The sequence below is a fragment of the Cohnella boryungensis genome (assembly GCF_042651945.1).
GTDB classification, from domain to species: domain Bacteria; phylum Bacillota; class Bacilli; order Paenibacillales; family Paenibacillaceae; genus Cohnella; species Cohnella boryungensis.
Genome location: NZ_JBHSED010000015.1, coordinates 118687 through 143085 on the forward strand (window position 1 = coordinate 118687; position 24399 = coordinate 143085).

19 protein-coding genes are annotated in these 24399 nt (G+C 57.0%); 7 read left to right on the top strand and 12 right to left on the bottom strand.

Annotation, left to right across the window (positions count from 1 at the left end; genetic code table 11):
- Window positions 1-50: 50 nt before the first annotated feature.
- Window positions 51-926, bottom strand: coding sequence for an AraC family transcriptional regulator (locus ACFO1S_RS10175; RefSeq protein WP_204603725.1), 876 nt, complete (start codon window positions 924-926; stop codon window positions 51-53).
- 180 nt (window positions 927-1106) lie between these two features.
- Here ACFO1S_RS10175 and ACFO1S_RS10180 point away from each other — a divergent pair, with 180 nt between their 5' ends.
- A complete protein-coding gene (locus ACFO1S_RS10180; protein ID WP_204603724.1) occupies window positions 1107-3173 on the top strand; it encodes a beta-galactosidase in 2067 nt (688 codons plus the stop codon).
- A gap of 64 nt (window positions 3174-3237) precedes the next feature.
- Here the strand turns inward: ACFO1S_RS10180 and ACFO1S_RS10185 are convergent, their stop codons facing one another.
- From ACFO1S_RS10185 to ACFO1S_RS10200, 4 genes are all read right to left on the bottom strand, one after another.
- The gene (locus tag ACFO1S_RS10185; RefSeq protein ID WP_204603723.1) at window positions 3238-5955 is read right to left on the bottom strand and encodes a hypothetical protein; all 2718 of its coding nucleotides are present in this window, start codon (window positions 5953-5955) and stop codon (window positions 3238-3240) included.
- A gap of 74 nt (window positions 5956-6029) precedes the next feature.
- Window positions 6030-7109, bottom strand: a complete 1080-nt coding sequence (locus tag ACFO1S_RS10190; protein WP_204603722.1) for a GerAB/ArcD/ProY family transporter — start codon at window positions 7107-7109, stop codon at window positions 6030-6032.
- Window positions 7110-7143: 34 nt separating this feature from the next.
- Window positions 7144-8268, bottom strand: coding sequence for a Ger(x)C family spore germination protein (locus ACFO1S_RS10195; protein WP_204603721.1), 1125 nt, complete (start codon window positions 8266-8268; stop codon window positions 7144-7146).
- Between the two features lie 33 nt (window positions 8269-8301).
- Window positions 8302-9741 carry a spore germination protein gene (locus tag ACFO1S_RS10200; RefSeq protein WP_204603720.1) on the bottom strand — a complete coding sequence of 480 codons (1440 nt, stop codon included), beginning with the start codon at window positions 9739-9741 and terminating at the stop codon, window positions 8302-8304.
- Window positions 9742-9928: 187 nt separating this feature from the next.
- Here ACFO1S_RS10200 and ACFO1S_RS10205 point away from each other — a divergent pair, with 187 nt between their 5' ends.
- On the top strand, window positions 9929-12607 hold the full coding sequence (locus ACFO1S_RS10205) for a hypothetical protein (RefSeq protein WP_204603719.1): 2679 nt from the start codon (window positions 9929-9931) through the stop codon (window positions 12605-12607).
- Window positions 12608-12647: 40 nt separating this feature from the next.
- Here ACFO1S_RS10205 and ACFO1S_RS10210 read toward each other — a convergent pair whose 3' ends face one another.
- The 5 genes from ACFO1S_RS10210 to ACFO1S_RS10230 form a co-directional block, all read right to left on the bottom strand.
- Window positions 12648-13466, bottom strand: a complete 819-nt coding sequence (locus ACFO1S_RS10210; RefSeq protein ID WP_204603718.1) for an SPL family radical SAM protein — start codon at window positions 13464-13466, stop codon at window positions 12648-12650.
- Window positions 13463-13984: a methylated-DNA--[protein]-cysteine S-methyltransferase gene (locus ACFO1S_RS10215; protein ID WP_204603717.1), complete on the bottom strand. Its 522-nt coding sequence runs from the start codon at window positions 13982-13984 to the stop codon at window positions 13463-13465. The genes ACFO1S_RS10210 and ACFO1S_RS10215 overlap by 4 nt, the downstream gene beginning before the upstream one ends.
- The gene (locus ACFO1S_RS10220) at window positions 13981-14565 is read right to left on the bottom strand and encodes a bifunctional transcriptional activator/DNA repair enzyme AdaA (protein WP_204603819.1); all 585 of its coding nucleotides are present in this window, start codon (window positions 14563-14565) and stop codon (window positions 13981-13983) included. Before ACFO1S_RS10220 ends, ACFO1S_RS10215 begins: the two co-directional genes overlap by 4 nt.
- A 90-nt stretch (window positions 14566-14655) precedes the next feature.
- Complete coding sequence (locus ACFO1S_RS10225; protein WP_204603716.1) at window positions 14656-15282, bottom strand: NAD(P)-dependent oxidoreductase; 627 nt, start codon at window positions 15280-15282, stop codon at window positions 14656-14658.
- A 100-nt stretch (window positions 15283-15382) separates the two neighbouring features.
- Entirely contained in the window at window positions 15383-16435 is a 1053-nt protein-coding gene (locus ACFO1S_RS10230) for a LacI family DNA-binding transcriptional regulator (protein ID WP_204603715.1), read from the bottom strand.
- A gap of 239 nt (window positions 16436-16674) precedes the next feature.
- On the opposite strand from ACFO1S_RS10230, the gene ACFO1S_RS10235 reads away from it, so the two are divergent.
- The 4 genes from ACFO1S_RS10235 to glpK are packed head-to-tail and all read left to right on the top strand — an operon-like array spanning window position 16675 to window position 21437.
- On the top strand, window positions 16675-18108 hold the full coding sequence (locus tag ACFO1S_RS10235) for an L-fucose/L-arabinose isomerase family protein (protein ID WP_204603714.1): 1434 nt from the start codon (window positions 16675-16677) through the stop codon (window positions 18106-18108).
- 29 nt (window positions 18109-18137) lie between these two features.
- Window positions 18138-18983 (top strand): transketolase, encoded by an 846-nt coding sequence (locus ACFO1S_RS10240; protein WP_204603713.1) that lies wholly within the window; start codon window positions 18138-18140, stop codon window positions 18981-18983.
- Between the two features lie 3 nt (window positions 18984-18986).
- Complete coding sequence (locus tag ACFO1S_RS10245) at window positions 18987-19925, top strand: transketolase family protein (RefSeq protein ID WP_204603712.1); 939 nt, start codon at window positions 18987-18989, stop codon at window positions 19923-19925.
- 12 nt (window positions 19926-19937) lie between these two features.
- On the top strand, window positions 19938-21437 hold the full coding sequence (gene glpK, locus ACFO1S_RS10250) for a glycerol kinase GlpK (protein WP_204603711.1): 1500 nt from the start codon (window positions 19938-19940) through the stop codon (window positions 21435-21437).
- 122 nt (window positions 21438-21559) lie between these two features.
- Here glpK and ant(6) read toward each other — a convergent pair whose 3' ends face one another.
- Window positions 21560-22414, bottom strand: a complete 855-nt coding sequence (gene ant(6) / locus ACFO1S_RS10255) for an aminoglycoside 6-adenylyltransferase (RefSeq protein WP_204603710.1) — start codon at window positions 22412-22414, stop codon at window positions 21560-21562.
- A 222-nt stretch (window positions 22415-22636) separates the two neighbouring features.
- On the opposite strand from ant(6), the gene yunB reads away from it, so the two are divergent.
- On the top strand, window positions 22637-23590 hold the full coding sequence (gene yunB, locus ACFO1S_RS10260; RefSeq protein ID WP_204603709.1) for a sporulation protein YunB: 954 nt from the start codon (window positions 22637-22639) through the stop codon (window positions 23588-23590).
- 128 nt (window positions 23591-23718) lie between these two features.
- On the opposite strand, the gene ACFO1S_RS10265 is transcribed toward yunB, so the two are convergent.
- Entirely contained in the window at window positions 23719-24186 is a 468-nt protein-coding gene (locus ACFO1S_RS10265) for a hypothetical protein (RefSeq protein WP_378126715.1), read from the bottom strand.
- Between the last annotated feature and the right edge of the window lie 213 nt (window positions 24187-24399).

Below are 24399 nucleotides of genomic sequence, written 5' to 3' on the forward strand. Positions count from 1 at the left end.
CAGGCTTCGGCACGAAGACAGTCATCTCGGCGATGGCTGTCTTTTTTGCGCTAGGCTTGAGGCTTGCGAGCGCTCCCCGGCATTTCCCCGTTCCCTGATTTGCGCATCGCGCCGGGCGTCTGACCGAACCTTCTGCGGAATTGGCGAACGAAATAGTTGGTTTCCATGCCGACGAGCCGGGCGATATCTTGAATCTGGCTGTCTCGGTTCTCCTTAAGGAGCTGAAGAGCTCTCTCCATCCTCAGATTCTGCAAATATTGGAGAGGAGTAACGGCAAATTGCTTGATGAACAGGCGCTGGAAATGCTGTGGAGAATAGCCGACCGCGCTCGCGAGATTGGAGACGAGCAGAGGCTCGGTATAGTGCTGGTTCATGAGCAGCAGCGCTTGCTGCAGCGCCTGATTGCGCACCTCGTCGGTTCTTGCCGGAGACATCGTCTCCGGAGTCCCGGCATCCTCCCCAAGGCGCAGCAGGAGCCGATACAGACGAACGGATATTTCGGACAGAAGCTGCGGACTCGGCTCGTTGGCATCCGTCCACATGTCGTGAATATCCTGCCAGCAGGCCTCGAACGTCTCGCGGCGAAGCGGCAGGGGCCGAAGAAGTCCGGTTTGCTCCAGCATGGGCGAGGCGAGCTCGCCCAGAAAACCGATGAATCCGATATGCCACGGCTCGTGCGACAAAGGATAGTATTCATGGGGATGTCCGGCGGGAAGCCCCAGCGCCTGACCTTCGGACAGCACAAATTCCTCTCCGCTGGAGAGATCCCGGAACAGGCCTTCTCCGCTGGCGATCAGGAAAATCTGATAGGCGGGAAAACCAGCAGGTCGGGAATGGAAAAATTGATGGTGCCGGCCTACGGAATAGGCGTATAGCGGCAGCGAGCGATAGGCGGCCGGGGGCTCGACAAGGCGGAATGGAATCATGTGTAACTCCTTATGTTCGTTTTGTGCTATAAATCAGAGAGTGGAATGCTACTGCGAGTTAAGCTAAATGTGCTATTCTCTTTAGTATAACGGACGATAGAATGCTTTGCATGCTGAATTGCGAAGCGATCATGAGCAGATTGTCCGATTAAATGACGACAGAAAAAGGAGCATGCTTCGATGGCCAAGCACCCGCCGATTCAACCGAGATTGCCCGTTATGCTGCACGGCGCAGATTATAATCCCGAGCAATGGAGCGCTTATCCCGAAATTCTGAAAGAGGATCTTCGGCTGATGAAGCTGGCGAATTGCAATGTGATGTCGATCGGGATTTTCTCCTGGGCCAAGCTGGAGCCGGAGGAGGGGAGATTCGACTTCGAGTGGCTGGATCGCCAGCTGGACGCTTTCGCGGAGAACGGCATCCATGCCTTCCTCGCCACGCCGAGCGGAGCCCGTCCGGCCTGGCTGTCGAGGAAGTATCCCGAAGTGCTGCGCGTCGGCGCAAACCGGGTTCGCAACCTGCACGGACTGCGGCATAATCATTGCTGGTCGTCTCCCGTCTACCGCGACAGGATCGCCATCCTCAACGGCGAGCTTGCGCGCAGATACGCGCTTCATCCTGCGGTGATCGGCTGGCATATTTCCAACGAGTTCGGGGGAGAGTGCCATTGCGAGTATTGCCAGACAGCCTTCCGCCAGTGGCTGATGAAGAAATACGGAACGCTGGAGGCCTTGAACCACGCCTGGTGGACTACCTTCTGGAGCCATACGTATACTTCATGGGAGCAGATCGAATCTCCGGCTCCGCACGGCGAGACGCAGGTTCACGGACTGAACCTCGACTGGAAGCGGTTCGTCAGCGATCTAACGATTGCTTATTGCAAGCATGAGATCGAGATCGTGCGCCCTTGCAATCCCGAGCTTCCGATTACGACGAATATGCATATGACGGAAGGCATCGATTATCGCAAGCTGGCCCGGGAGCTGGACGTTGTCTCGTGGGACGCTTACCCGGAATGGCATTATACCGAAGAAAACGACGATACGCGGCTGGCGGCATGGACGGCGATGCACTACGATTTGATGCGTTCCTTGAAAGGAAAACCGTTCCTGCTAATGGAGAGCACGCCTTCGCTCACGAACTGGCAATCGGTCAGCAAGCTGAAGAGGCCGGGCATGCATAAGCTTTCCTCGCTTCAGGCGGTCGCCCATGGCGCGGATTCGGTGCAGTATTTTCAATGGCGCAAAAGCCGGGGCTCCAGCGAGAAGTTTCACGGCGCGGTCCTCGACCACAGCGGCCATGAGAATACGCGCGTCTTCCGCGACGTTGCCGAGGTCGGGCGGCTGCTGGGCGGGCTGAAAGAGGTAGTCGGTACCGCAACGCCGGCGAAAGCGGCGATTGTGTTCGATTGGGACAATCGCTGGGCGGTTAAAGACGCGCAAGGCATACGGAACAGCGGCATTCGCTATGAAGAGACGGTTCTGCAGCACTATCGCGCCTTCTGGGAGCTCGGAATTCCGGTAGACCTCGTGGGCTCGGAGGACGATCTGTCCGGATACAAGCTGGTCGCGGCTCCAATGCTATACCTGATCAGCGAGGAGAACGGGAAGAGAATCGAACGGTTCGTAGAGGAGGGCGGAACCTTCGTCAGCACCTATTGGTCGGGCATCGTGAACGAGACGGATTTGTGCCATCTGGGCGGCTTCCCCGGCCCGCTTCGGCGAACGCTGGGCATCTGGTCGGAAGAGGCCGAAGGTCTGCATGCCCGCGACAGGAACGGCATCTTGCTTCGGCCGGAAGCGGCATGGGGGATGGCAGAAGAATATGCGGCGCATGAGATCGCCGATCTTATTCACCTGGAGGGTGCGGAAGCTTTGGCGGTATACGTTAGCGATTTCTATGCCGGTCAACCGGCGTTGACCCGGAACAGGCTGGGCAAGGGACAGGCGTATTATTTGGCTACTCGGGTCCGGGATCTGGCTTTCTATATCGAATGGTACGCGCGTCTGGCCGAGGAGGCGGGTTTGGCTCGAGCGATGAACGCCGACCTGCCGCAAGGCGTCACCGCGCAGATTCGCACCGACGGCGAGTTGGATTATGTTTTCGTCCAGAACTTCACCCCATCCGAGCAGACGGTGCCGTTGGATTCGGAATCCTACACGTACGTGGAGTCCGGCCAGTCGGCGGGAGATCGTCTCCGGCTCCCCGCATATGGGCTGGCGATAGTTAGAAGAGCAACGCGATAGATTGAAACAACGAAAGGACGGCATGGGAGTAACCCCCGGCCGTCCTTTCGTTAAGTCGTGTCTGTTATAGGGTGCTTTGCTGCTTTGCGGTTTCCAGTCCCTCTTTGAGTCGATCGATCGTATAGTGTTCCCCGCCAAGGTAGACCGTGATCCCATTGTCGATCAGATACTGCGCCATCCCCCCGCGCACTTTGTAATTGCCTTTGGCATCCTTCGGAATTTTGGAGAAAAGAAGAGCTTTGTCGCTATCGGATGCTTGGTCTACGGCGTACGCCATTCGTGTCTTCGTTTCCTCTCTGGAGCCTCGAATGCGTGCATAGCCCTCGCGCTGCGACTCTTTATGCGATCCGAATAATTTGTCCTCCAACGTCGCGATGTCCCATGCGACCTCGCGCAGATGCAGCGTGTTTGTCTTGTCCTTGTAGGACACGTCGACTTCCTGAGGAGGCTTCTTCTCCTTGTCGGGTTCCCACTCTTCTGATCCGATATATACAGGGGAATCGCCTTCCTCCTTACTCCGAGCGGCCAGAACGGCGTGACGCAGCTCCGCAAGGTTGCCGCGGAAGTTGACGTATTCTCCGTTGCTGCACATTTCCTTGACGAACTTGCCCAGGAGATCCTTATCTATTTTGCCTTGCTCGGCAAGCGCCTGTGCCTCAGATAGTTCTTGGGCGACCTCATTAAGAAGCTCATTAACCGCTTTGCGATTACCGGTATCTTCCTTGATGTGCCCGATCTGAACGGCAAGCTTCTCGGAGGCTTCGCCATCGACGAGCGTCTCCGCGAGTACAAGAAGGTTTGAATTGTCTTTTTTCACTTCTTCTACAGCTTTCTGTTGCACCGCTTTGTTTTGCTGCTTGCGTTCTTTTATTTTTTGGTTCCTTCCGGAGCCTTCTCGTTCTCTCTGAACCCCGGCGTGGTAGAGCGCGGCTTGTCCGTTTTCTTGATTCTCACTTTCCCATTGCAGCTGGTGCTTCTTAAGTTCCTGCTCGAAGCCGTCGCTGTCCTCTTGCTCCCACTTACTGAGGAATTCGCTGTATTTACTGTCATCGTATTCTTTATATTTGAGCGTTAGCTTATCTTTTAACTGCTTCTTTACATATTGACTGCGAAGGTTCTTCGCATCTTCCTGAGCTTTAACATCAACTGTGACTTGCTTGAGCCGAGTTTGCAAGCTTGCCTGTCTGTCCTCTGCGGTTTTGAGAGGATTATCCTTCCCATCACTTTCTTTTGCCTCTGTAATCTGCTTTTCCAGAAGAATCATTTTTCCTGCATCAACTGGGTTGTCGTTCTCCCAGTCCTCGTTTTTTTTTCTAGGTATTGACCTGTTATTTTTTATTTTTTCGTTTTCTTGGCGAAGCCACGCCCCCCTCTGGGTCTTCAATGTAGCTAATTCAGTTTCTGCTGTGCTTTTGATAGCCTTCTTCTTCAAATCGTTTATGTGCTTCTGAACTAGTTCAATCCGATCGTTGATTAGTTGAGGCGTATTCAATTCATCGTCCGGCTCCAATTTTGTAGCCTCTTGAAGAGCCTCCTCCGGCGATAGCTCAGGAGCTTTCGGCAGCTCTTCGTCTTTAATCGAAGAGAGATCAGGCTCACGTTCTTTTAATGTCTCTACAACATTAGAGGGTTCTTGGGATCGAAGGGTAAGCTCTCCGTTCCCCGAGTTGACCTCGTAATGGAACTGGCCCGTGCTGGTCGTAACGTCGATGACATTCACGAACGCAAATAACTGCTTTTGACGGATCGTATTATTGGCTAAAGTTTCCTTCAGCAATTGCGTCAAGTGTTCCGCTCCGATCTCTTCTGCCGACTCCTCTTGCACGATAACCAGATCGGCGATTCGCATTGAGCCTCTCAAAGCCACCTCGCCGTTCTGCCCTTCCAATTGCTTGACAGCCTTGATGAGCTCTCGCGAGGTCGCGCCCTTCCATTCCCCCTCGATAACTTTGTGCTGACGGGTTTCAACCGGCCCTTCGCCGTCTTTGGGCCATACGACCGTATCCCCGCCCCACTCGTTGCCGAGAGCCAGCATTTCTTTGTCAACGTTAGCAGCATCGCCTTCGCGTCCCGCTCCCTTTAAAGCATCCACCAGCGGATCGGGTTTCATCGCACCGAACTGGACATGATGGCCTTGGGAGATCTTCTCGTGCGCGAACAACAATTCGTGTACCAAGCCTTTGCTGGAATCCTTGCCGCCGTCCGATGCCGCTTCCGCGTCTTGGGAGGGATCGGAAAGCTGGGGGGCATCAGACTGAGTTGCAGTCGTATTCGAGGCCTTAGAGTCGGCCCGGCTTCCTTTCGCAACGGCCATTAAGGAGGTTATCGTCTTATAGAAGCCGTCCGCGTTCAGGACTTTGCCGCTTGTAGCCATCCTGATAACTTCGTCCAGAAACCCCATTTTACTTGCATTCGAAAGAATAGTTTCGGTATTTGTACGCATTTCCGGAGTGGCGCTTTCAGCGTTATCAAGCTTGTACAGCGAGGTCATGACTTGCTCTGCTATCGTGATTTCCTTCTCTTTCTCCTCTACGGGCTGAAGCGATAAGTCTTCGGACGATAGCTTCGTTGACAAGGGTAGCATCCCCGTTGTGGACTGTGGTGCCAAACTCAGCATATCCTGATTGCCCAACTGCCCGCTTTGCCCTAGCGTAAGAAGAGCGTGCTCCGGCTGGTATCCGGAATTTGATATCGATATTGGGGGGAGGGAGGTGGCAGTTTTGGGTGAAGTTATTGGAGATTTTTTTTCGAACTGCTTGTCTGTTCCAAAAATAACGAGCACGCACCCTTCTAAAAAGAATAGATAATGTAAATATACACCATATCTTGCAACCTTGATAGAAGAACGCGAACGGTTTATTTTCGATTGCGAATCAGGGCGACGACAAACAGAAGCATGGAGGAACCGCCTTCAATGCCCAGAGCGAGGACGGGAAACCAGAAATCCAGATAAGGCGACCATTGCCCGATGCTCTTGCTGAAGGGCAGCACGGGGCAAATCACGAATACGGGGCTAAGCGCGTATATCCATCCTTTATCGCTCGACATGCGGAAGAGCTGAGCGCAGCCTCGGGCGGTTGAATAATACAGCGTAGAGAACGTGATGAACGAGCCGGAGATGAAGATCAGCAGCGTGAAGATTTCAACCCGTTCGAAGATGATGAGATGGGCTACTCGCGTGTACACATATATCGGGTTTTCCATCTCGCTTGCCATGTAGGGTCCCATCACGGCGATGCTGTACAGCATGTAAGCGGTCATGACCAGGGCGCCGAGCAGCACGGCGTTAACCTTCACGCGCAGCGTGCTCGCCGGACGGGACATGTGCGGCATCAGCATGCCCATCATAATGCAGATGCCGAACCAGCTTCCGGGATAGATTGAGCCGATGAACGCGGGACGAAGGCCGTGCTCGAATTGCGGCAGCAGGTAGGTCAGGTTAACGATAGGAAGAGAGGCGGTAAACAAGATCAGCGAAGAGAGCAGAACGATGACCCCGATAATCTGGCTCAGGCGGGCGATGGTCTCGATGCCTTTGTAGGCTGCCCAGCCGGCGCACAGCGTCAGGGAGGCGGAGAAGACAACGAGAGGGGTGTCGGGAAGGAGCGAGCTGGACAGAAAATCGCTGTATATCCATATGGCCGTGACGCTCACCGCAAGGAAGAACACGAGAACGATCACGCTGACCAGGTTTCCAAGCGGGCCCAGAATGGCCCGCGAATATTCGATCATGGATTTGCCGGCATATTTCAACCCCAGCCAGTACAACAAGCAGGCGACGCTGGCATCGATCAGCGTACCGAGAGCCATGGACAGCCATAGATCCTGCTTCACCTTGGAGATCAGCTGGGAAGGTACGGAGAAGAAGGTGAGAGAAGCGATGGATACGAATATGATGAAGAAAAACTGTAGCTCCGAAATTTGTTGCTTGCGCAATGCTTCTCATTCCTTTACCGAATAGGGTTGCGGGTCAGCGAAGCAGGCCCGCCCGCTTGATCCTGAACGAGACGGCAATCTCAACGTCCACCTTCTTTAAGTCCGAATCCCAAGAGGCCTTGCGCTTTTTCCACTCGGAGGGCATACGTCTGTGCAGCGTCTCGCCGAAGCCGATGACATCGCTGCCGTAGGTAACAAACAATTTGTCCATCGTCTTGGAAACCGCGCGCTCCACCTGCCGGTTAAGCACTTGCCGCAGCATCGGCTGCGCCTGGCTGAAGTCCAACGGCATCGTCGTGGTCAGCACCTCCGCGACTCCGGTTAATTTCAGCCGCATCGCGAGACGTCCGTCCCGCACGACGGGTACGATCTTGGCGCGAATGGAGGTGAGGCTAAAGTTCACCGCTTCCTCGTGTTCGATGTCGGTTTGGAAGCTTCCTCTGCTGCTGCCTCTGGTCAACCAGTTGACGATCTGGCTCTCGTCTCCCGTCAGCCAGCCGACCATGCGATCGTTACGGAACACGGCAGTGCCGCCGATCTCCATAACGCCGTCCTGACCGGCACTGGAGGAACGGAAGATGCCCGGGCTCATCGCCTGAAAGCCGACCTGATTCAGCCTTGGCAGGAACTGGTAGATTTCCACATCCGGATGAAGCGGCCGTTTCCATGTGCCCGCGAGATACTTCTTCCACTCCTGCGAGGGGACAGGCTCAAGCTCCTTGGCCTCCTCCAGCGTCTTATGCGCCGATTGCCTGGAGACGAGCACCCAACTGTTCAAATTCTGATCCGTCTCCCGCCAGAAGTAATCCAACAGGTCGTCGAGTCCGCGCCGCGCCAGCTTTTCTCCGATCAGCACGATTTTCGTCTGGGGGAAAAACAGGCTTTTTTTGGCTTGATGCTGAATTTGCTGAATGGCGGCATGAATCGTAATGCCGGTCGCGTCGTAGTTGGCGTAAGGCCTGCGCTGTTGGCCGCCGCCGCTTGCGGCTATCGGAAGAGTTGGGTTGGCGAGCTGCAGCGTTACTCGAACCTGGTCGTCCTCCGCTGCATCCAGGCCGATGGCGGACACGACGGTTAATTGATCGAAGTTAATCTGGCTCCAGCAGCCGCTGAGCATCAGCATAGAGAGCAGGCAGAGGAAGCTCTTCAAGGCGCGCATAGGATGTTTCCTCCTCCGGGCGATCGGGCGGGATTACTTTCGATTTCTATTCAGCGTGAACCAAGGGACGCGAAAGACTAGCTTCATGAACTCGGTCTTCCGGTAAGGGGCGAACGGAGCCAGATAAGGCATGCCTAGCGATTTAAGCGACGCCAAATGAATTCCGACGAGGAAGCAGCCGATCATAATGCCGTACAACCCCGACATGGATGCCAGCAGCATCATGCCGAAACGCAAAATACGTATCGTCCCCGACAAGGAAATCGAGGGAATTGTGAACGAGGCGATTGCGGTTCCGGCAACAACGATAATCGCGGGCGAAGAGATGATGCCCGCTTGCACGGCCGATTCTCCGATGACGAGCGCCCCGACGATGCTGATGGCGGAACCGATGGAACGCGGCATTCGCACGCTGGCCTCGCGCAGAACCTCGAAGGTCAATTCCATGATCAACGTCTCCAGCAGCAGAGGAAAAGGAACCCCGTCGCGCGCGGTCAGAATGCTGCTCAGCAGCTGGGGCGGCACCATCTCGGGATGGAAGGTCAGCGTGCCGACGTAGATGGAAGGGAGCAGCAGATTGACAAGAAAACCGACGTAGCGAAGCCAGCGAACGAACGTTGCCAGCGGATAAGCCATGTACAGATCCTCGGTCGTCTTGAGCAGATGAGCCAGCGTACAAGGAAGCGCAAGCGCGAACGGCGAGCCGTCGACAAGAATGGCGATGCGGCCTTCCAGCAATACCCCGGCAATATCGTCGGGACGCTCCGTGCTGTACACTGTCGGGAAGAAGGAGCGCGGACTATCCTTGATCAGCTCTTCGATATATTGGGATTCCAATACGCCGTCGATCTTCAGCTTGGAGAGCCGATTCATGATCTCTTGAACCAATTCCGGCTTGGCCCGATCCTGAATATAGAGCAAGGCTACTCCGGTATGCGATATCGAACCGATGCTGAGCTTGTCGACGCGCACGGCATCGCTGCGAATCCGCCGGCGAACCAGGGAGATGTTCACTTCCAGCGCTTCCACGAAGCCGTCGCGCGGCCCTCTTACTACGGTTGAAGAGGACGCTTCCTCGATTCCTCTTTTGTCGAAGCCCTCGGTGTTGATCGCGGCCATTCCCGGACAGCCTTCGGCCAGCAATATCGTCCAGCCGTTGACGAGCAGAGGGAGCGCTTCTTCAATAGAAGGTACGACTTTGGCCTCCGAGGAAGTGATGACGGATTTGCACAGATGATCCAGACAATCCTCCAGCGACCGTTCAGATAAAAGCGGCCCCTGCATGGAGATGAGGGGACCGATCGCCGTTCTATTCAGAAGCTTCTTGTCCACAAGCCCGTCAATCCATAGGAGAACGGCGGGAAGCCGCTCGGAGCCGATACAGCATTCACGCGCGGTGAAATCCGCGCTTTGTCCCAGTCTGCGGCTGAACATATCCTGCTGGTCGGCTAAAGTAGGTTTTTTCCGAAGCAAAGTTGAATCGCCATCCCTGTGTGTGTATCGCATGGTCATTACTTTTCTGTATCTCCATTTTGACTTTTTCTAACCCTGCGCGGCCGGATATTAAGGGAATGGATTTGGAGGAATAATTTGAAAAAATAGAACCTCGTGCTCCTGTCTGTCGTCTCATAAGTATCAATTCTTTTTCGGAGGCTCAGACATGACCAACAAGTTCGTAAAGCTCGCCCTTCCAGCGGCTCTGGCCGTTGTTCTTATTTTATTGATCTCATGGCAATTCGGCAGAGGAGCTTCGGAGGAAAAGCAGGCTTTCGAAGCTCCGAACGCCGCCGCAGGGCTGGTCCAGCTTGCCAATGGATCGGGAGGAGCGGCCGATTCTCCCGCTGAGGGAGATTGGAGGTTTCCTCCTTTACAGGTACAGGCCACGCCGACAGAGCGGGGCTTTCAGCTTTCATTCGCGGACGATCAGCACCCGATCGCCTCGGGAAACGTAAGCACGCCGACGCACGATGTGCATCTGTTTGCCAGGGACTTCTTGGCCGAGGAGGGGAACGGCGGGAACTGGATGCGCTACGATGCGGTGGTCGTTCGTCCCGAGACACGGGAGGTGCAAGCCTATCCCTTGTATGAGCTGAACCTGCTTTTGCCGGGGGGACAGCTAGCGCCCGAGCTGACGGAGGATGGCGGCCTTCTGTTCGTCAGACCCTCACTGGATGGCGGCAAGCTGACCTATGATCTGGCGAAGCTGTATATCGGAAGCGGGCGGTTCGATGCGATCGCCCCGCGCTTCTGGGAGCTTCAGGTCGTCGAAGGAGAGACGCCGAAGGACTATTTGCTAAGCTCTCATTACGAGAACGGGATGCTTATGCTGACAAGCTATGAGGGACGAATCTGGCGCTTCGACGCCGAGAGCGGCAAGGTGCGGACGAATGGGGATAGCGTCTATCCGGCTTATGGGGATTTGGGAAGCACGCCGCCGCGCGAGCTTGTGTATCCGTCGCCGGATCTGACGAGGCTTGTCTATCAGCCTGAGGGCGGACAGCGCTTCGAAGTCATCGCCTCCGGCATGGAGGGCGAACAGGCGGTCGGCCGGTTCGCCTTCGACGCGAAGACGGCGCTGATGGCTCCCGGGATCGTCTGGAGTCCCGACAGCCGCATGTTCTTTATCGAATTCGGCCGCGCGGACCAGGCGCTGGGCGTCTACACCGACAACGGGATGCTGCTGTACGGACAAGGGATTCGCTTCTATGACAGAGACGGTCAAGCCGTTCGAACGCTTGAGCTGCCCGAGGACCGGGAGAAGCGAATGAACGTCTACGGCTGGTCGGAGGAGGGCAAGATTTGGATCGAATACTTCCGCCCCGGCGAGCCTATGAAGAAGGACGTTTCCTATAAGCTCTATAATGTAGAGCAGGGAACGTTGACCGATTATAAAGCGGTTCAGGATTTAAGCAAGCTCGGCGACATTCAAGTCGTGAAGCGTCATGACGGATACAGCTTCCGTTCGCTTCCGTTTCTCCTGGTGGATAGAAAAGCGAGGCTTGTTTATCAGCCTCCCAAGGATGCGCTGGCGCTGAGAGAAGGCAAACAGTCGTACATGCAGTTGCCGTCCGAAGGGGGAAGTCTGGTCTATCGCTGGGAAGCGGCGAAACGCAGCTGGCAGTGGATCGACTCTGATTCGGGAGAGGAGCGCCAAGGGGAGCGGGTGTATGCGCAGCCTTCCGTCTCCCAAGACCGCTGGCTTGTCTACGGTCGGAGAATCGCGGCTCGCATCGATTACGTGTCGATCGACAAGCCGCTGCCGCGAAATGCCGACGGATTGCCATTATTTCCGGGGAAATTCGACGAACGGCAAGAGCTCAAGGACTGGTGGAACGACGATCGACGCGCCGCAGCGGCGGACGGACCTGCGCTCAGGGCCAGCGGGCAATCGAAGTACGGCGTCATGAAGATCGTCTCCTTGCCGGGAGAGGCGGAAATGAAGGAAGGCGGGGGAGTCCGCTACTACGGGACTTACAGCGCGACATTTACGAACAGGCAAGGTGTTGTAACAACGCTGGAGCCGTTGGCCGATCTGGCTTTGCATCAGGAGCTGTCGCCTTCGTCTATCGAGGTGCATTCGTTCGCAGGCTATGATCTGCTTCTGTTCCAGCTGGACAGCTTTCGTTTCAGCAGAAGCTTTGATGGCGGGGAGGGGCGCATCATGGCCTTCGCGGCAACGGAGCGGGGCGAGTTCTATCCCTTGACCTTCCAATACGCCGCTGGCGAAGGCTTGCAAAGCTTATCCGCCTTCCCGATCAACGCCAGCCAGCCGATCGAAAGCGATGGAGAGCAGCTCAGGCTGCATGCATGGGTTGGCCATGAGGCGTATGAGCTTGCGCTTAAGCCGAGCCTGGAGCAACGGGCTTTGATCGTCGCGGACGAGGCGGATCGGGAAGCCGAGACCGCTTTCCTCGCGGAGATTACCCGGCAATATGCCGGTCGGCTGGAGCAAGCCTTAGGCTTGGAGGAAGGCAGCTATTCCGAAGAGAAGCTGGACGATAAGCATCTGCGAGCGTTGTTCAGCGATCAAGCATGGAGCAATCCGGGCTTCCAGCATTTGCGGAGAGATTTTGCGGAAAGCAAGCGTAAGGGAAGCTCCTCGAGGGCATTCGCCTGGATGCCCATAGAAGCCCGCTTTGTCTCGCCGGATCAAATCCGGTTTACGTTTACGCTGAACCTCTGGTATGCCATCGGACTTGCCGCGCACCTCGAAGCCGGTCTGAAGCTGGAGAACGGCGTATGGACGATTCGCGATCTCGGCACACTCGAGACGGAGAAGCTGGAAGGACTTCCGGGTTACAACGGGCTGCTGATCGAGAACCCGTTGACGTTCGACTGAACTTGCCGACGATCTTATGCGGGCCGATGCGTCTGATGGATCAGGGCTCGAATCCCCGTTGACTAACAAACAGGGCATCTTCGGGGAAGACGCGCTTGAACCGTTCCAGCACGACCCGGTAAGCGGAAGGCTCGTTCCATTCTTGAAGTCCAAGCGTATCGTATAGCTTAGGAATGCCCAAAGCCCGGGTTCGTTGCCCGCCGCTGCCGTCCCCCATGAAGTAATCGTCGAGACAGACCCGGTTTACGATGCCGAGCAGAAGCTCCGGGAAGGCTTCGCTGCTGGGCAGAACGGGGGCTACGGCGGCTTGGGTGGCGATTCCGGCTGCGCGCAGCTCGCGCAAAGCTTTGAAACGCGCCTGCAAGGGAGGGGCGAACGGGGTGAAATGCTTGCGGATGTCTTCCCGGTCGGTCTCGATGGTCATGCTGACGCGCACGCGCTCGCCCAATCGCCGGAGCAGATCGATGTCCCGGGTGACCAGCGGGCTGCGGGTCTGCACGAGCAGGAAATCCGGCGGTTCCTCGGCCATGACCTCCAGCAGCGATCTCGTCACCCGCTGCGTCTGCTCCTCCGGCTGGTACGGATCTGTGCTGGAGGCCATGAAGATCGTGACGGGCCCCTTGCTCTTGGCTTTGCGAAGCTCCTTGCGCAGCAGCTCCGCCGCTTGCTGCTTGACGTCCACCCAGGCGCCCCATTCCGCTGAGCGGAAGAGGGCCACCGGCATCCGTCTTACGTAGCAGTAGGAGCAGCCGAAGGCGCAGCCTGCATACGGATTGAGGGAATGGCTGTAGCCCTGGAGGAAACCCGTGCCCTTGTTCAGTAGCGTCTTGGGAAGCTTATAGGCGATCTGCGGGGTCACTGCTCCCCCTGCTCCAACTGCAGCAGCTTTACTTTCATCTCCATGCCGCCTCGGTACCCGGTGAGCGCTCCTCCCTTGCCGATGACCCGGTGGCAGGGAACGGTGATGAGCACCGGATTCGCGCCGATCGCCGCGCCGACGGCCCGGACCGCTGCCGGTCGTTCGATCGCTTCGGCAATGTCCGAGTACGAGCAGGTGCGGCCGTAGGGAATGCGCTGCAAGGCGTCCCACACGGCCTGCTGAAAGGGGGTGCCCGGCAGATCGACGGATATCGTGAAGCGTTGCAGCGAGCCTTGGAAGTAATCGGCCAATTGCGACGCATAGGGATGAAGGTGATCATCGCTGCGGATCAAAGTTTTCCCCGGATGACGTGCGTCGACCCAAGCGGAAAGCTGTTCAAAGGGTTGGTTCGGAGATCCGACATAAGTCAAGCCCGCCGCCGTGGCGGCGAGATACAGGCTCCAGTCCCCGTAAGTCGTCAAGCTCCAATAAATCGGTGATTTCGCGGATGCCGTCATGGCGAGACGCCTCCTTGTACGTTCGTATTCGTTTCGCGGTAACGAGCGGGGGTGAGGCCGGTTCGTTGCTTGAACAGGGTTATAAAATAAGGCGGATTGGGCAGTCCGACGCTTCGGCCGACTTCCGCCACGGTAAGCTTGGGATCGGCAAGCAGCTTCCGGGCTTTCTCCATGCGTTTTCCCTGCACGTATTCCACCGGAGTCACTCCCTTTACTTTTCTGAAGGTACGATGTAAATGGTATGGGCTCCCATGGCAGACGCTCGCAAGCGCGGAAAGCGTCAGGTCCTTGTCCAGATTGCGATCGATATATTCGGTCACGACGGCCAGCCACTCCTCGTCGGGCAGCCTTTCCCCGGTCGGCTTGCAGCGCTTGCAGGGGCGGAAGCGGGCGGCCAGCGCTTGCTCGGCTGTGTGGAATATGCGAATGTTATCCCTGTTGGGCGGCCTGGACTTGCATGAGGGGCGGCAGAAGATGCCCGTCGTCTTGACTGCATACCAGAACTGTCCGTCCTGCGCGGCATCGTTCGTTAAGATGGCCTGCCATCTGTCGTCGGTTACGTGATCCTCGTCCGGTAGCATTTCGTTCACCTCATGATCAGTATACCTTCCCCAGCGAACCTTTGTACGCCTTTTGGAATGTAAAAGCAAGATAACGAAAGAAGTCGGCGCTCAGTAAGCGATGCCGACCCGTTTGCGGATATAGTCCGCCGACTGCAGCTGCCGGTAGGCAAAATCAGCCGTATCCGCAACGGAGATCGAAGCGCCCCCGTCCGGCAGCGTGTCGGCCTCGACACGGTAGACGCCCGTTCGTTCGCCGAGCGGCAAGTAAGTCGGGCAGACGATCGTCCAGTCCAGCGGCGACCGGGAAAGCAGCTCCCAAGCGCGGCGATGCTCCTCGGCCGCCCGAACGGAGGAGCGGCGAGACTCCGGGGACTCGTAACGCAGCAAGCCGGGATAGCCCTTGCTGTCCAGAATTCCCGCGGTGCCGATCGTAACGATTCGTTGCGGGCCGGGCCGGCGAGACATCAGGTCGATCAGAATCCGCAGGCTATCGGTTAGAACGGTGCCTCCATCCGTGCCCAGTGCGCTGAGAACGGCATCCGCCCCATGCAGGGCGCGGGCAACATCTTCCTCCCGGCAAGCATCCCCTTGAACGACGGTCGTGGGAGCAACCCCCAGAGTGCCGAACTTATCCGGGCTCCGCACCAATACCGTGACCGAATGGCCGTCGGTAATGGCCTGTGCCGTCGCCGCTTGTCCGACGCGCCCCGTAGCTCCAAGAATAAGAAGATTCATATGCGTGCTTCCCCTCTCATTGTTCCTACAATAAATAATAACAAAAAAAAAGGCCGAGCTCGGGATGCTCTGTTCCCATGCTCGGCCTGTTAATGCGGAATTATTCGGTTTCGTTCGCAGTCGGTGCGGACGATTGGCGAACGACCAAGCGTGTATCGACAGTTACCTTCAAACGGACGCTGCGCTCCTGCTTCAGGTTGTCGACAAGCAGATCGACCGCTAGATGGGCGAGGCGCTCCTTCTCTACGTGAACGGTCGTCAGCTCCGGCGTGACGACCTGCGCCTCGGCGATGTTGTCAAACCCGACGACGGACACCTGCTCGGGAACGCGATAGCCGAGTTCGGACAGCGTCTTGATCGCGCTGATGGCGATATAGTCGCATTCGCAGAAAAGGGCTGTAGGCATCACTCCGCCATTGCGCAAATAGTCGGCCAGCTGGGTTTTGAGCGATTCCTGCGAGGACAGGATCGTGGGCGCAACGACAAAGGTGCGCTCCTCGCCGATCTCAATGCCTCGCTCCTTCAGCGCATAGATGAAGCCGTTGCGGCGCTCGTCGAAATTGTGAATGCGCGCATCGGAAGCGATGTACCCGATCTGCCGATGCCCGAGCTCGTACAGGTGCTCCCCTGCCTGATAGGCGCCGAGCATGTTGTTAATCTGCACGAAGCTTGCATCGACCGTGTCAAAGCAGTTATCGAGCACGACCACATGGGGGCCGAGCGTGCGAAGAACGTCCGCCGCCTGGCTGCGGTTGAGGTTCGTGCCCAGCACGATCACGCCCTCCGAAGATTGGTCCGATTCGAAATGCCGCGCGTCCGAAAGGATCGAGTCGGCCGACGCTGTCGCGAAGCGAAGCGTGTAGCCGCGATTCCGGCAGCGCTCCTCGATATGATGCAACAGCTCGCGGAAGAAAGGCTGCTGATAATAGTGGTCCTCCACGAGGCCGGAGCTGGCGAAGACCAGGAAGGTGATCGTGCCGGGCGCAGCGTCCTTCGCAGAGCCCGAACGCTTGCGGGAGGTGTAGCCCAACTGCTCGGATACTTGCAGGATTCTTTCTCTGGTTTCCGAGCTGACGCCCGGCTTGCCGTTCAGAGCGAGAGACACGGCGGATTTGGAGACGCCGGTCAGGTTGGCGATATCTTCTATTTTCAAAGGAAGTGCTCCCTATCGAGATTTGTTTAGTGATTTTAGTTTAGCGTTTATCTTCAAATTCATCAAGCGATATTAATTTATCTAAATTTCCTCTAAAAAAATCGAAAAATAACTAAAAATATGCGTTGACCCTCCTAAATAAAGATGATAACTTAGGAAACGAGGGAGAGAACAACTAAAATAGAGAGATAAAACAACTAAAAATTTTAGTTAACTCACAAAACAGGGAGCGGTTACTCATGAAACGATTAAAGCTGGGCTATGCCCCGACTAGGCGGTTTGTATTCAGTGCGGAGGATGCTTTCCGCTATAAGGTCATGATTCGCGAGAAAATGGAAAGCTTCGGTATGGATATCGACATCGTCGATCTGGAGGGATTAAACCAGGAAGGGCTTCTCTACGACGACCATATCAATGCGGAGCAGATCGTGGATCGCTTCAAGCAGGAAAAGGTGGACGCGGTGTTTTTCCCGCATTGCAACTTCGGCACGGAGGATACGGTCGCCCGGGTAGGCAAGGCGCTCGGCAAGCCGGTTCTGCTCTGGGGACCAAGAGACGAAGCCCCGCTGGAGGACGGAATGCGCCTGCGGGATACGCAGTGCGGACTGTTCGCGACAGGCAAAGTGCTGCGTCGCTTTAACGTTCCTTTTACCTATGTCACCAACTCCAGGCTCAATGATCCGGTATTCGAGCGCGGCTTCACCAACTTCGTCGCAGCGGCCAACGTCGTTCGCCAGTTCCGCAGCCTGCGCATTCTGCAGATCGGGCCGCGCCCGGCTTCGTTCTGGACGATGATGTGCAACGAGGGCGAGCTGCTGGAGCGGTTCGGGATCGAGATTCATCCGATTACGATTGTAGACATTCAACGCGCCTCCCAGCGCATCGAGAAAGGAAACAGCTCCGAGCTGACGGCGGCAATCGATTATATCAAAGCCAAGCTGGACTGGTCCGAAGTGACGGAGGCGGACGTGCGCCGCATCGCCGCGCTGAAGGTAGCGATGAGGGAATATGCGGATAAGACCGGCAGCACGGCGATTGCGATCCAATGCTGGTCTTCCTTGCAGGATGCCATGGGCATCATGCCGTGTCTGGCCAATGCGATTCTGACCGACGAGCAAATTCCGGTCACCTGCGAAACCGACATTCACGGTGCGATCACCTCGGTTATGGTGCAAGCGGCTACCCTGAATACGCAGCCTACCTTTTTCGCCGATATTACGGTGCGCCATCCGGAGAACGACAACGGCGAGCTGCTGTTCCATTGCGGGAACTTCCCTGTATCGCTGTCCGTGGAAGACAAGCCGAAGCTGCGCAAGCACTTCCTGTTCGACGACCATTCTCCAGGCACGCATGAGGGCGAGATTCGCGGCGGCGGGATGACGATTGCCCGTTTCGACGGCGACAACGGCGAGTATCAGATGTTTCTGGGCAAAGCCAAAGGAATCGAGGGGCCTTATACGCGGGGCTCATACGTCTGGGTGGAAGTCAACGATTGGCCGCTGTGGGAGGAGAAGCTGGTCAAGGGGCCGTACGTGCATCACTCCGTAGGCGTTCATGCGAATGTCATCCCGGCCTTGTACGAAGCCTGCAGCTATATTCCGGGACTGACGCCGGATCCCGTCGATCCGACGGAGCGCGAAATCCAAGCATGGCTGCGAGGCTCCAAGCTGTAACCCATATCCCGAGGAGGAATGATGCACCTATGAATACGCTTGCGCTGAAAGCCAAAGCCGCGCAGATTCGCATGAACCTGCTGAAGATGATTCACGGGGCGAAGACCGGCCATACGGGCGGCTCGCTCAGCAATACCGATATTTTAACGGCCTTGTATTATAAGATCATGACGATTGATCCCGCCGATCCGAAGCATCCCGATCGCGATCGTTTTATCGCCAGCAAAGGGCATTCGGTGGAATCCTTGTGGTGCATTCTGGCAGACCGGGGATTTTTCCCAAAGGAGGACCTCGATACCTTCAGCCGCTTCGGTACGAAGCTGATCGGCCATCCCAACAACAAGGTTCCGGGAATCGAGATGAACACGGGGGCGCTCGGCCACGGGCTGGCTATCTCCGTCGGTATGGCGCTTGCTGCCAAACGGGACGGCAAAGGCTACCGCGCCTTCTGCCTCATGGGCGACGGCGAGCAGGCCGAGGGCTCGGTCTGGGAAGCCGCGATGGCGGGCGCGCATTATAAGCTGGACAATCTGATCGGAATCGTCGACCGCAATCGTCTGCAGATCAGCGGCTCGACCGAGGATGTCATGGGCCTGGACCCGCTGGAGGACAAGTGGGCTTCATTCGGCTGGAACGTCGTCTCGTTGGACGGGAACGATGTGGAGGCTTTGGTCAATGCATTCGCAGCGGCTCCTGAGGTTCCGGGCAAGCCGACGTTGATCATGGCGAATACCGTTAAGGGCAAAGGGGTCTCCTTCGCCGAGAATGTGCCGCACTGGCATCATCACGTTCCGAACGATCAGGAGCTGGAGCAGGCGCTATCCGAGCTGACCGCGCTCATCGAAAGCTACCGCAAGGAAGAGGAGGCGCAATAAGCCATGGCTAATAAAATTCCGAACCGTCAGGTAATCTGCGAGACTTTGCTGGAGCTGGCCAAGGAAGATCGCGACATTATGGTCCTCGCCAGCGATTCGCGGGGGTCCGCCGCAATGGCTCCCTTCGCCAATGCCTATCCGGAGCAGTTCGTCGAGGTCGGCATCGCCGAGCAGAATATCGTCGGCATTTCCGCCGGGCTGGCGCACAGCGGCAAGAAGCCGTTCGTTACTTCGCCTGCGTGTTTCCTCAGCATGCGCAGCATTGAGCAGATCAAGGTGGACGTCGCTTATTCGGCTACGAACGTGAAGCTCGTCGGCATCAGCGGGGGCGTCAGCTACGGAGCGCTCGGCATGTCGCACCACTCGGTGCAGGACTTGGCCGTAACGCGCGCGATTCCGGGGCTGGCGGTGCTGCTGCCGGCGGATCGTCATGAGACGAAGCGAATGACCGAAGCGCTTGTCGCCTATGAGGGCGGCGCCTACATCCGGATTGGCCGTAATCCCGTCGAGGACGTATATGAATCGGACGACTATGAATTCGTCATCGGCAAAGCCGTCAAGCTCAGAGACGGCAAGGATATCACGATCATCGCCGCGGGAGAGACGGTTCGAGTCGCGCTCGACGCAGCTGCGGAGCTTGAGCAGGCGGGCGTATCTTGCCGCGTGATCAACATGCATACGATCAAGCCTCTCGACGAGCAGGCGATTATCGATGCCGCGCGCGAAACCGGCCGCATCATTACGGTCGAGGAGCACAGCATTCACGGCGGGCTGGGCGCAGCGGTGGCCGAGGTGGTCGTGCAGCAGGCTCCTGTGCCGATGCGTATCGTCGGCATTCCGGACGAGCCGGCGATCGCGGGCAAAACCTCCGAGGTGTTCGAGCACTACGGCATATCTGCCGCCCATCTGAAGCAGCTTGCGCTTGAATTGACAGGCGCGTAAGGACGGGGAGCTATGGACGCATTCATTCTGGCCGTCGATCAAAGCACATCGGGAACGAAAGCGCTCGTCATCGATGCGAGCGGGCACGTTCTCGCGAAGAGCTCCGCGCCTCATAAGCAGATCTATCCTGCGGCAGGATGGGTGGAGCATGATCCTGTCGAGATTTACGAGCAGGTCAAGAAGTGCGCGTTGGACGCGTTGGAGCAGGCGGGAATCGGAGCGGACCGGCTGGCCGCCCTTACGTTGACCAATCAACGGGAAACGGCGGTTCTGTGGGACCGCGCGACCGGGGAGCCGGCGTATAACGCGATCGTCTGGCAATGCCAGCGGACGGAATCCTTCTGCACGGAACTCAAGGCGCAGGGACATGAAGAGAACGTGAGCGCCCGAACGGGACTGAAGCTCGATCCGTATTTCTCTGCGGCCAAGTGGGCCTGGATGCTGGATAACGCTCCGGGTGCCCGCGAAGCGCTCGCGGAGGGCAGGCTGCTAGCCGGCACGATGGACTCCTGGCTGGTGTGGAAGCTGACGGGCGGCCGCGTTCATGCTACGGATTACACGAACGCGAGCCGTACCTCGTTGTTTAATATTCATACGCTGCAATGGGACGAGGAGATGTGCGCGCTGTTCGGCGTCCCATCCTCCTTGCTGCCGGCGGTCAAGTTTTCCGACGAGGTACTGGGCCACACCGATCCTGCTTGGCTGGGCGCATCCGTGCCGATCGCGGGCATTATCGGCGATTCGCAAGCGGCGCTGTTCGGCAATCTGTGCTTGACTCCCGGGGCGGCCAAGGCCACTTACGGCACGGGAACTTCCGTGCTTATGAACGTAGGCAATCGTGCGGCGCAGGCGGACGGCGGGCTCGTGCAGGCTATCGCTTGGGGACGTGGCGGCGAGGTCACCTATGCGTTGGAGGCCGTTATCCGTACATCGGGAGACAGCTTGAACTGGGTGCGGGACAATCTCGGCTTTTTCTCCAGCTACGAGGAGATGGAGCGTCTGCTGGCGGAGGCGCCGGATTCCGCAGGCGTGTACCTCGTGCCGGCCTTCGTTGGTCTGGGAGCGCCTTATTGGCGGCCGGACGCGCGAGCGGCCATTACGGGCATGAGCCGATCCGCAGGCCGAGCCCACATCGTGCGCGCCGCATGGGAAAGCATCGCTTATCAGGTGCGCGACGCGATTGAGCTTCTGCAATCGGAATCCGGTATTGCGCTGCGCGCCCTGTATGCGGACGGAGGCGCGGCGGACAGCGCGACGCTGATGCAATTCCAGTCCGATCTGCTGGATCGGCCGGTGTCCCGTCTTGGCGTTGCCGAGCTATCCGCGATGGGCTCCGCTTATATGGGGGGATTGGCCGTCGGGCTATGGAGCTCGCTGGACGAAATTGCGGGATTGCCGAGAGAAGCGCGGATCTACGAGCCGCGCATGGAGGCGACTGCCCGCGAGCGTCTGTACGGCGGCTGGAAGCGAGCCGTCCGCTCGGTCCTTGCCGGAGCGGCGGAAGAAGAATAAAGCTTAGATACGACAGAGAGACCGTCGGAGCTGAAGTGACCACACCGGGTTAGACGCGAGCTAACCAGAAGATGCGGTTCAAGCTTCCGCGGTCTCTTTTTTGATCGTTCTCTATCTCCCGCTCAAGCCCATGAGGAATAAATCTTCTCCGTATATCGGGTAATGGCTTCATCGTAATCGGGATACGGATAGCCGAGACTATCCGCCACAGCCCTTGCGTATGTCCTGAACAGCTCATAGCAGACGAACAAGGACTGCCACATGTCCGCATATCCGCTCTGGGCATAGGTAGATAGCAGCGTTTCCCAATCCTCCTCGGAAAGGTACTCCTTAATAAACTTGTAGTTCTTCCCGACGCTGAAGGAATAGCCTCGCTCCGCACCGATCCGCCAAGCCATCATCCGCAGCAAGTTAGGTCTGACGATCCCGCTCAGATGGTCGATCGCAAACAGGATTTCCTTCCTCGCCAGCCCTTTGACGACATAAGTGGAGACCATCCAGAATTCGTTGCAGCAATCGTCGAATTCTCTTGCGGTTGGCTTTTTGATCCAATATAGGCGATCGCTTGCGACGACTTCATGCCGGATTCGGGCATCCTTATCGAGCAGTACTTCCACCAAGCCGTCGCTCTTGCCGAAATAATCCTCCGTCTCGTGAATCGGAATGAGCGTGAGGTCGATTTTATTCCCGTCCTCAAACAGCATCAAGTAGGAAAACCAATTCCCCATTTCCGGCGGAAAAAGCTCCATGTCCTCGGGTTTTTGCAGCAGGATGCGTTTCCCGAATACGTCCAGCCAACCATCGTTATCCCTGAAGGAGTCCATCTCCGTCACAAAATAAGAAATGTCATAATCCTGAAAAGCGTCCGGGGTAATGTTCCGATTGGTACGCGAGCCTTCAAGAGTGACCAGCCGGATTCTATCGTCATTCTCGGCAAAGGCGACGAGCATCTCCATCATTTCCTGTTCGTTTCTCAATTCGGTTGTCCTCCATATTATCGCGATAAGAAGTCACGAGCGTCCCCGTCTTATTCGACATCCGACCTCCTTATCCCTTGAAGGCATTCGAAGTCCTGGGCGTCGCCGCAGCCAAGGAGAGTCGGCCTCTCCGTCTTCTTTTTGCGCGTCTTCAAGCATAAGCTTGAACCATGGTAACCCGAGGACGACCCCGGAATGGCTTAGCGATGGGAGGTTAAGGGAATGCGCAGAAAATGGGGCAGGGGCATTTCGCTGAATTGGCTTCGTAACGGATCGTTGCCGAGGCCGCTTCCGCGCCGCTGGGGCCGAGGCTCCGCCTTTCGCCTTGGCGGAGGGCTGCGGACCAAGCCGGTTCCTCGCAAGTGGGGGGCGCGGCGAAGCTTTGGCGCCTTCGGCTTCGGTTCCGGCAGCGAGCCGGCGAAGAAATGGAGCCCGAGACGGCCGCGGCCGAAGATGAAGCGCAGGTACGTATGGCTGATCGTCGCGCTTCTTACGCTATTTGCGATAATTCAGGGAACGATCTTCCTGGACCGCGAGCTGCGGCAGCCGTTGATGTTTCTGGCCAAGATCAAGGTCAACCAGCTTGCGACGGAAGCGATCAACAAGGCGATCCAATCGGAATTCGCGCAGTCCGCCGATTCGGACAAAATGATTCGTTGGCGAACGAATGCCGAGGGGAAAATTACCGGCTTCGAGATCGACTACAAGCAACAGATGGCGATAACAGCCAAAACCATCGAGGTTGTCGAACGCTCGCTGAAGATGCATGAGGACGTTCCCGAACGAATTCCGATCGGCCATGCGCTGAACAGTCCCTTTCTGTCGTCCATCGGCCCAAGCGTGGCCGTGAAATTCCATCCGGTCAGCGCGGTTAAAGTAGACGTGGAAACCGAGCAACGCGAGCAGGGCATCAACATGCTGCTCGTGGAGGTGTACGTGCGCATTCGGACGGAGGTCGCCGTTGTCGTTCCGTTCGACAAGGAGCCGGAAATGCTGGAAACGAAAATTCCGCTCTCCTATGCGCTTGTTGTCGGCGACGTCCCGACTTATTACTATGACGGGAGCGGCAATCCGGTCGGCAGCGGAGCGGTTCAAGCGCCTGCCATCGCGTTGCCCGGCAAGTCGGAGACGATCTCGCCGGAGCCAGCGCCGCCGTCGGCCCAAGATGAGCATTAAGCGGCCGCGGCGGCCGCTCAGCGTGTTACACTAGAGCAGACAAAGCCCGCGCCTTCCGGCCTGAGGATACCCGAGAGGATTCCCCGACGCCGAGGGCGCTTTTTTCTATGGCTTCTCGCAAGCCGCGTCTAGCCGAGGAGGCGCAACCGGCCGAACAACTGATTCAACACTTGCTGACAGCGGCGGGAGCTTTCCTGCAAATCGTCATATGAAAATCGCATCACAATCCAGCCGTCTTTCACGAGATGGTTCTGCCGCATCAGATGGTCCGCAAACTGGTAGCGATTGAAATCGCGCCAATGATTGCCGTAGTCCTCTAGCTCGAAACAGATTTTATATCCCTCGGTCAGGTAGGCATAAGGAAGATAACGGCTGCCGTCCTTGAAATCTTTGACCTCGCATTCTGCAACCAAGCCCGAGAAATGTCCGAACGACGGCCACCAGACTTGCGCCAGGAACAATTTCCCGGCAGGGTCGGACATCTCGGTTAACCGGCGTTTTCTTTCTCCACGGCTGCTTTTTCTTTGCGTTTCCATCCACATCGCATAGGCGGATTCGAAGCTTTCGTCTGATTGCATGTGCGGGTTATTGCGCATTCATTCAAGTTCCTTTCTGTCGGAAATTTAAAACGCCGCCCCAACCGGCGAATGACCGGTAAGAGCGGCGTGTGCTTCACGTCCGTGGTTTCTGGATGCTGCTTCCAATAAATTAGCACGAAGTTGGAAAATGCGCAAGAGTTTCCTCGCAAGAAGTATCGGGTTGGCGAATGAGGGTCTTAAGGAATAAATTCGCGTTCACAAATGTTCGAA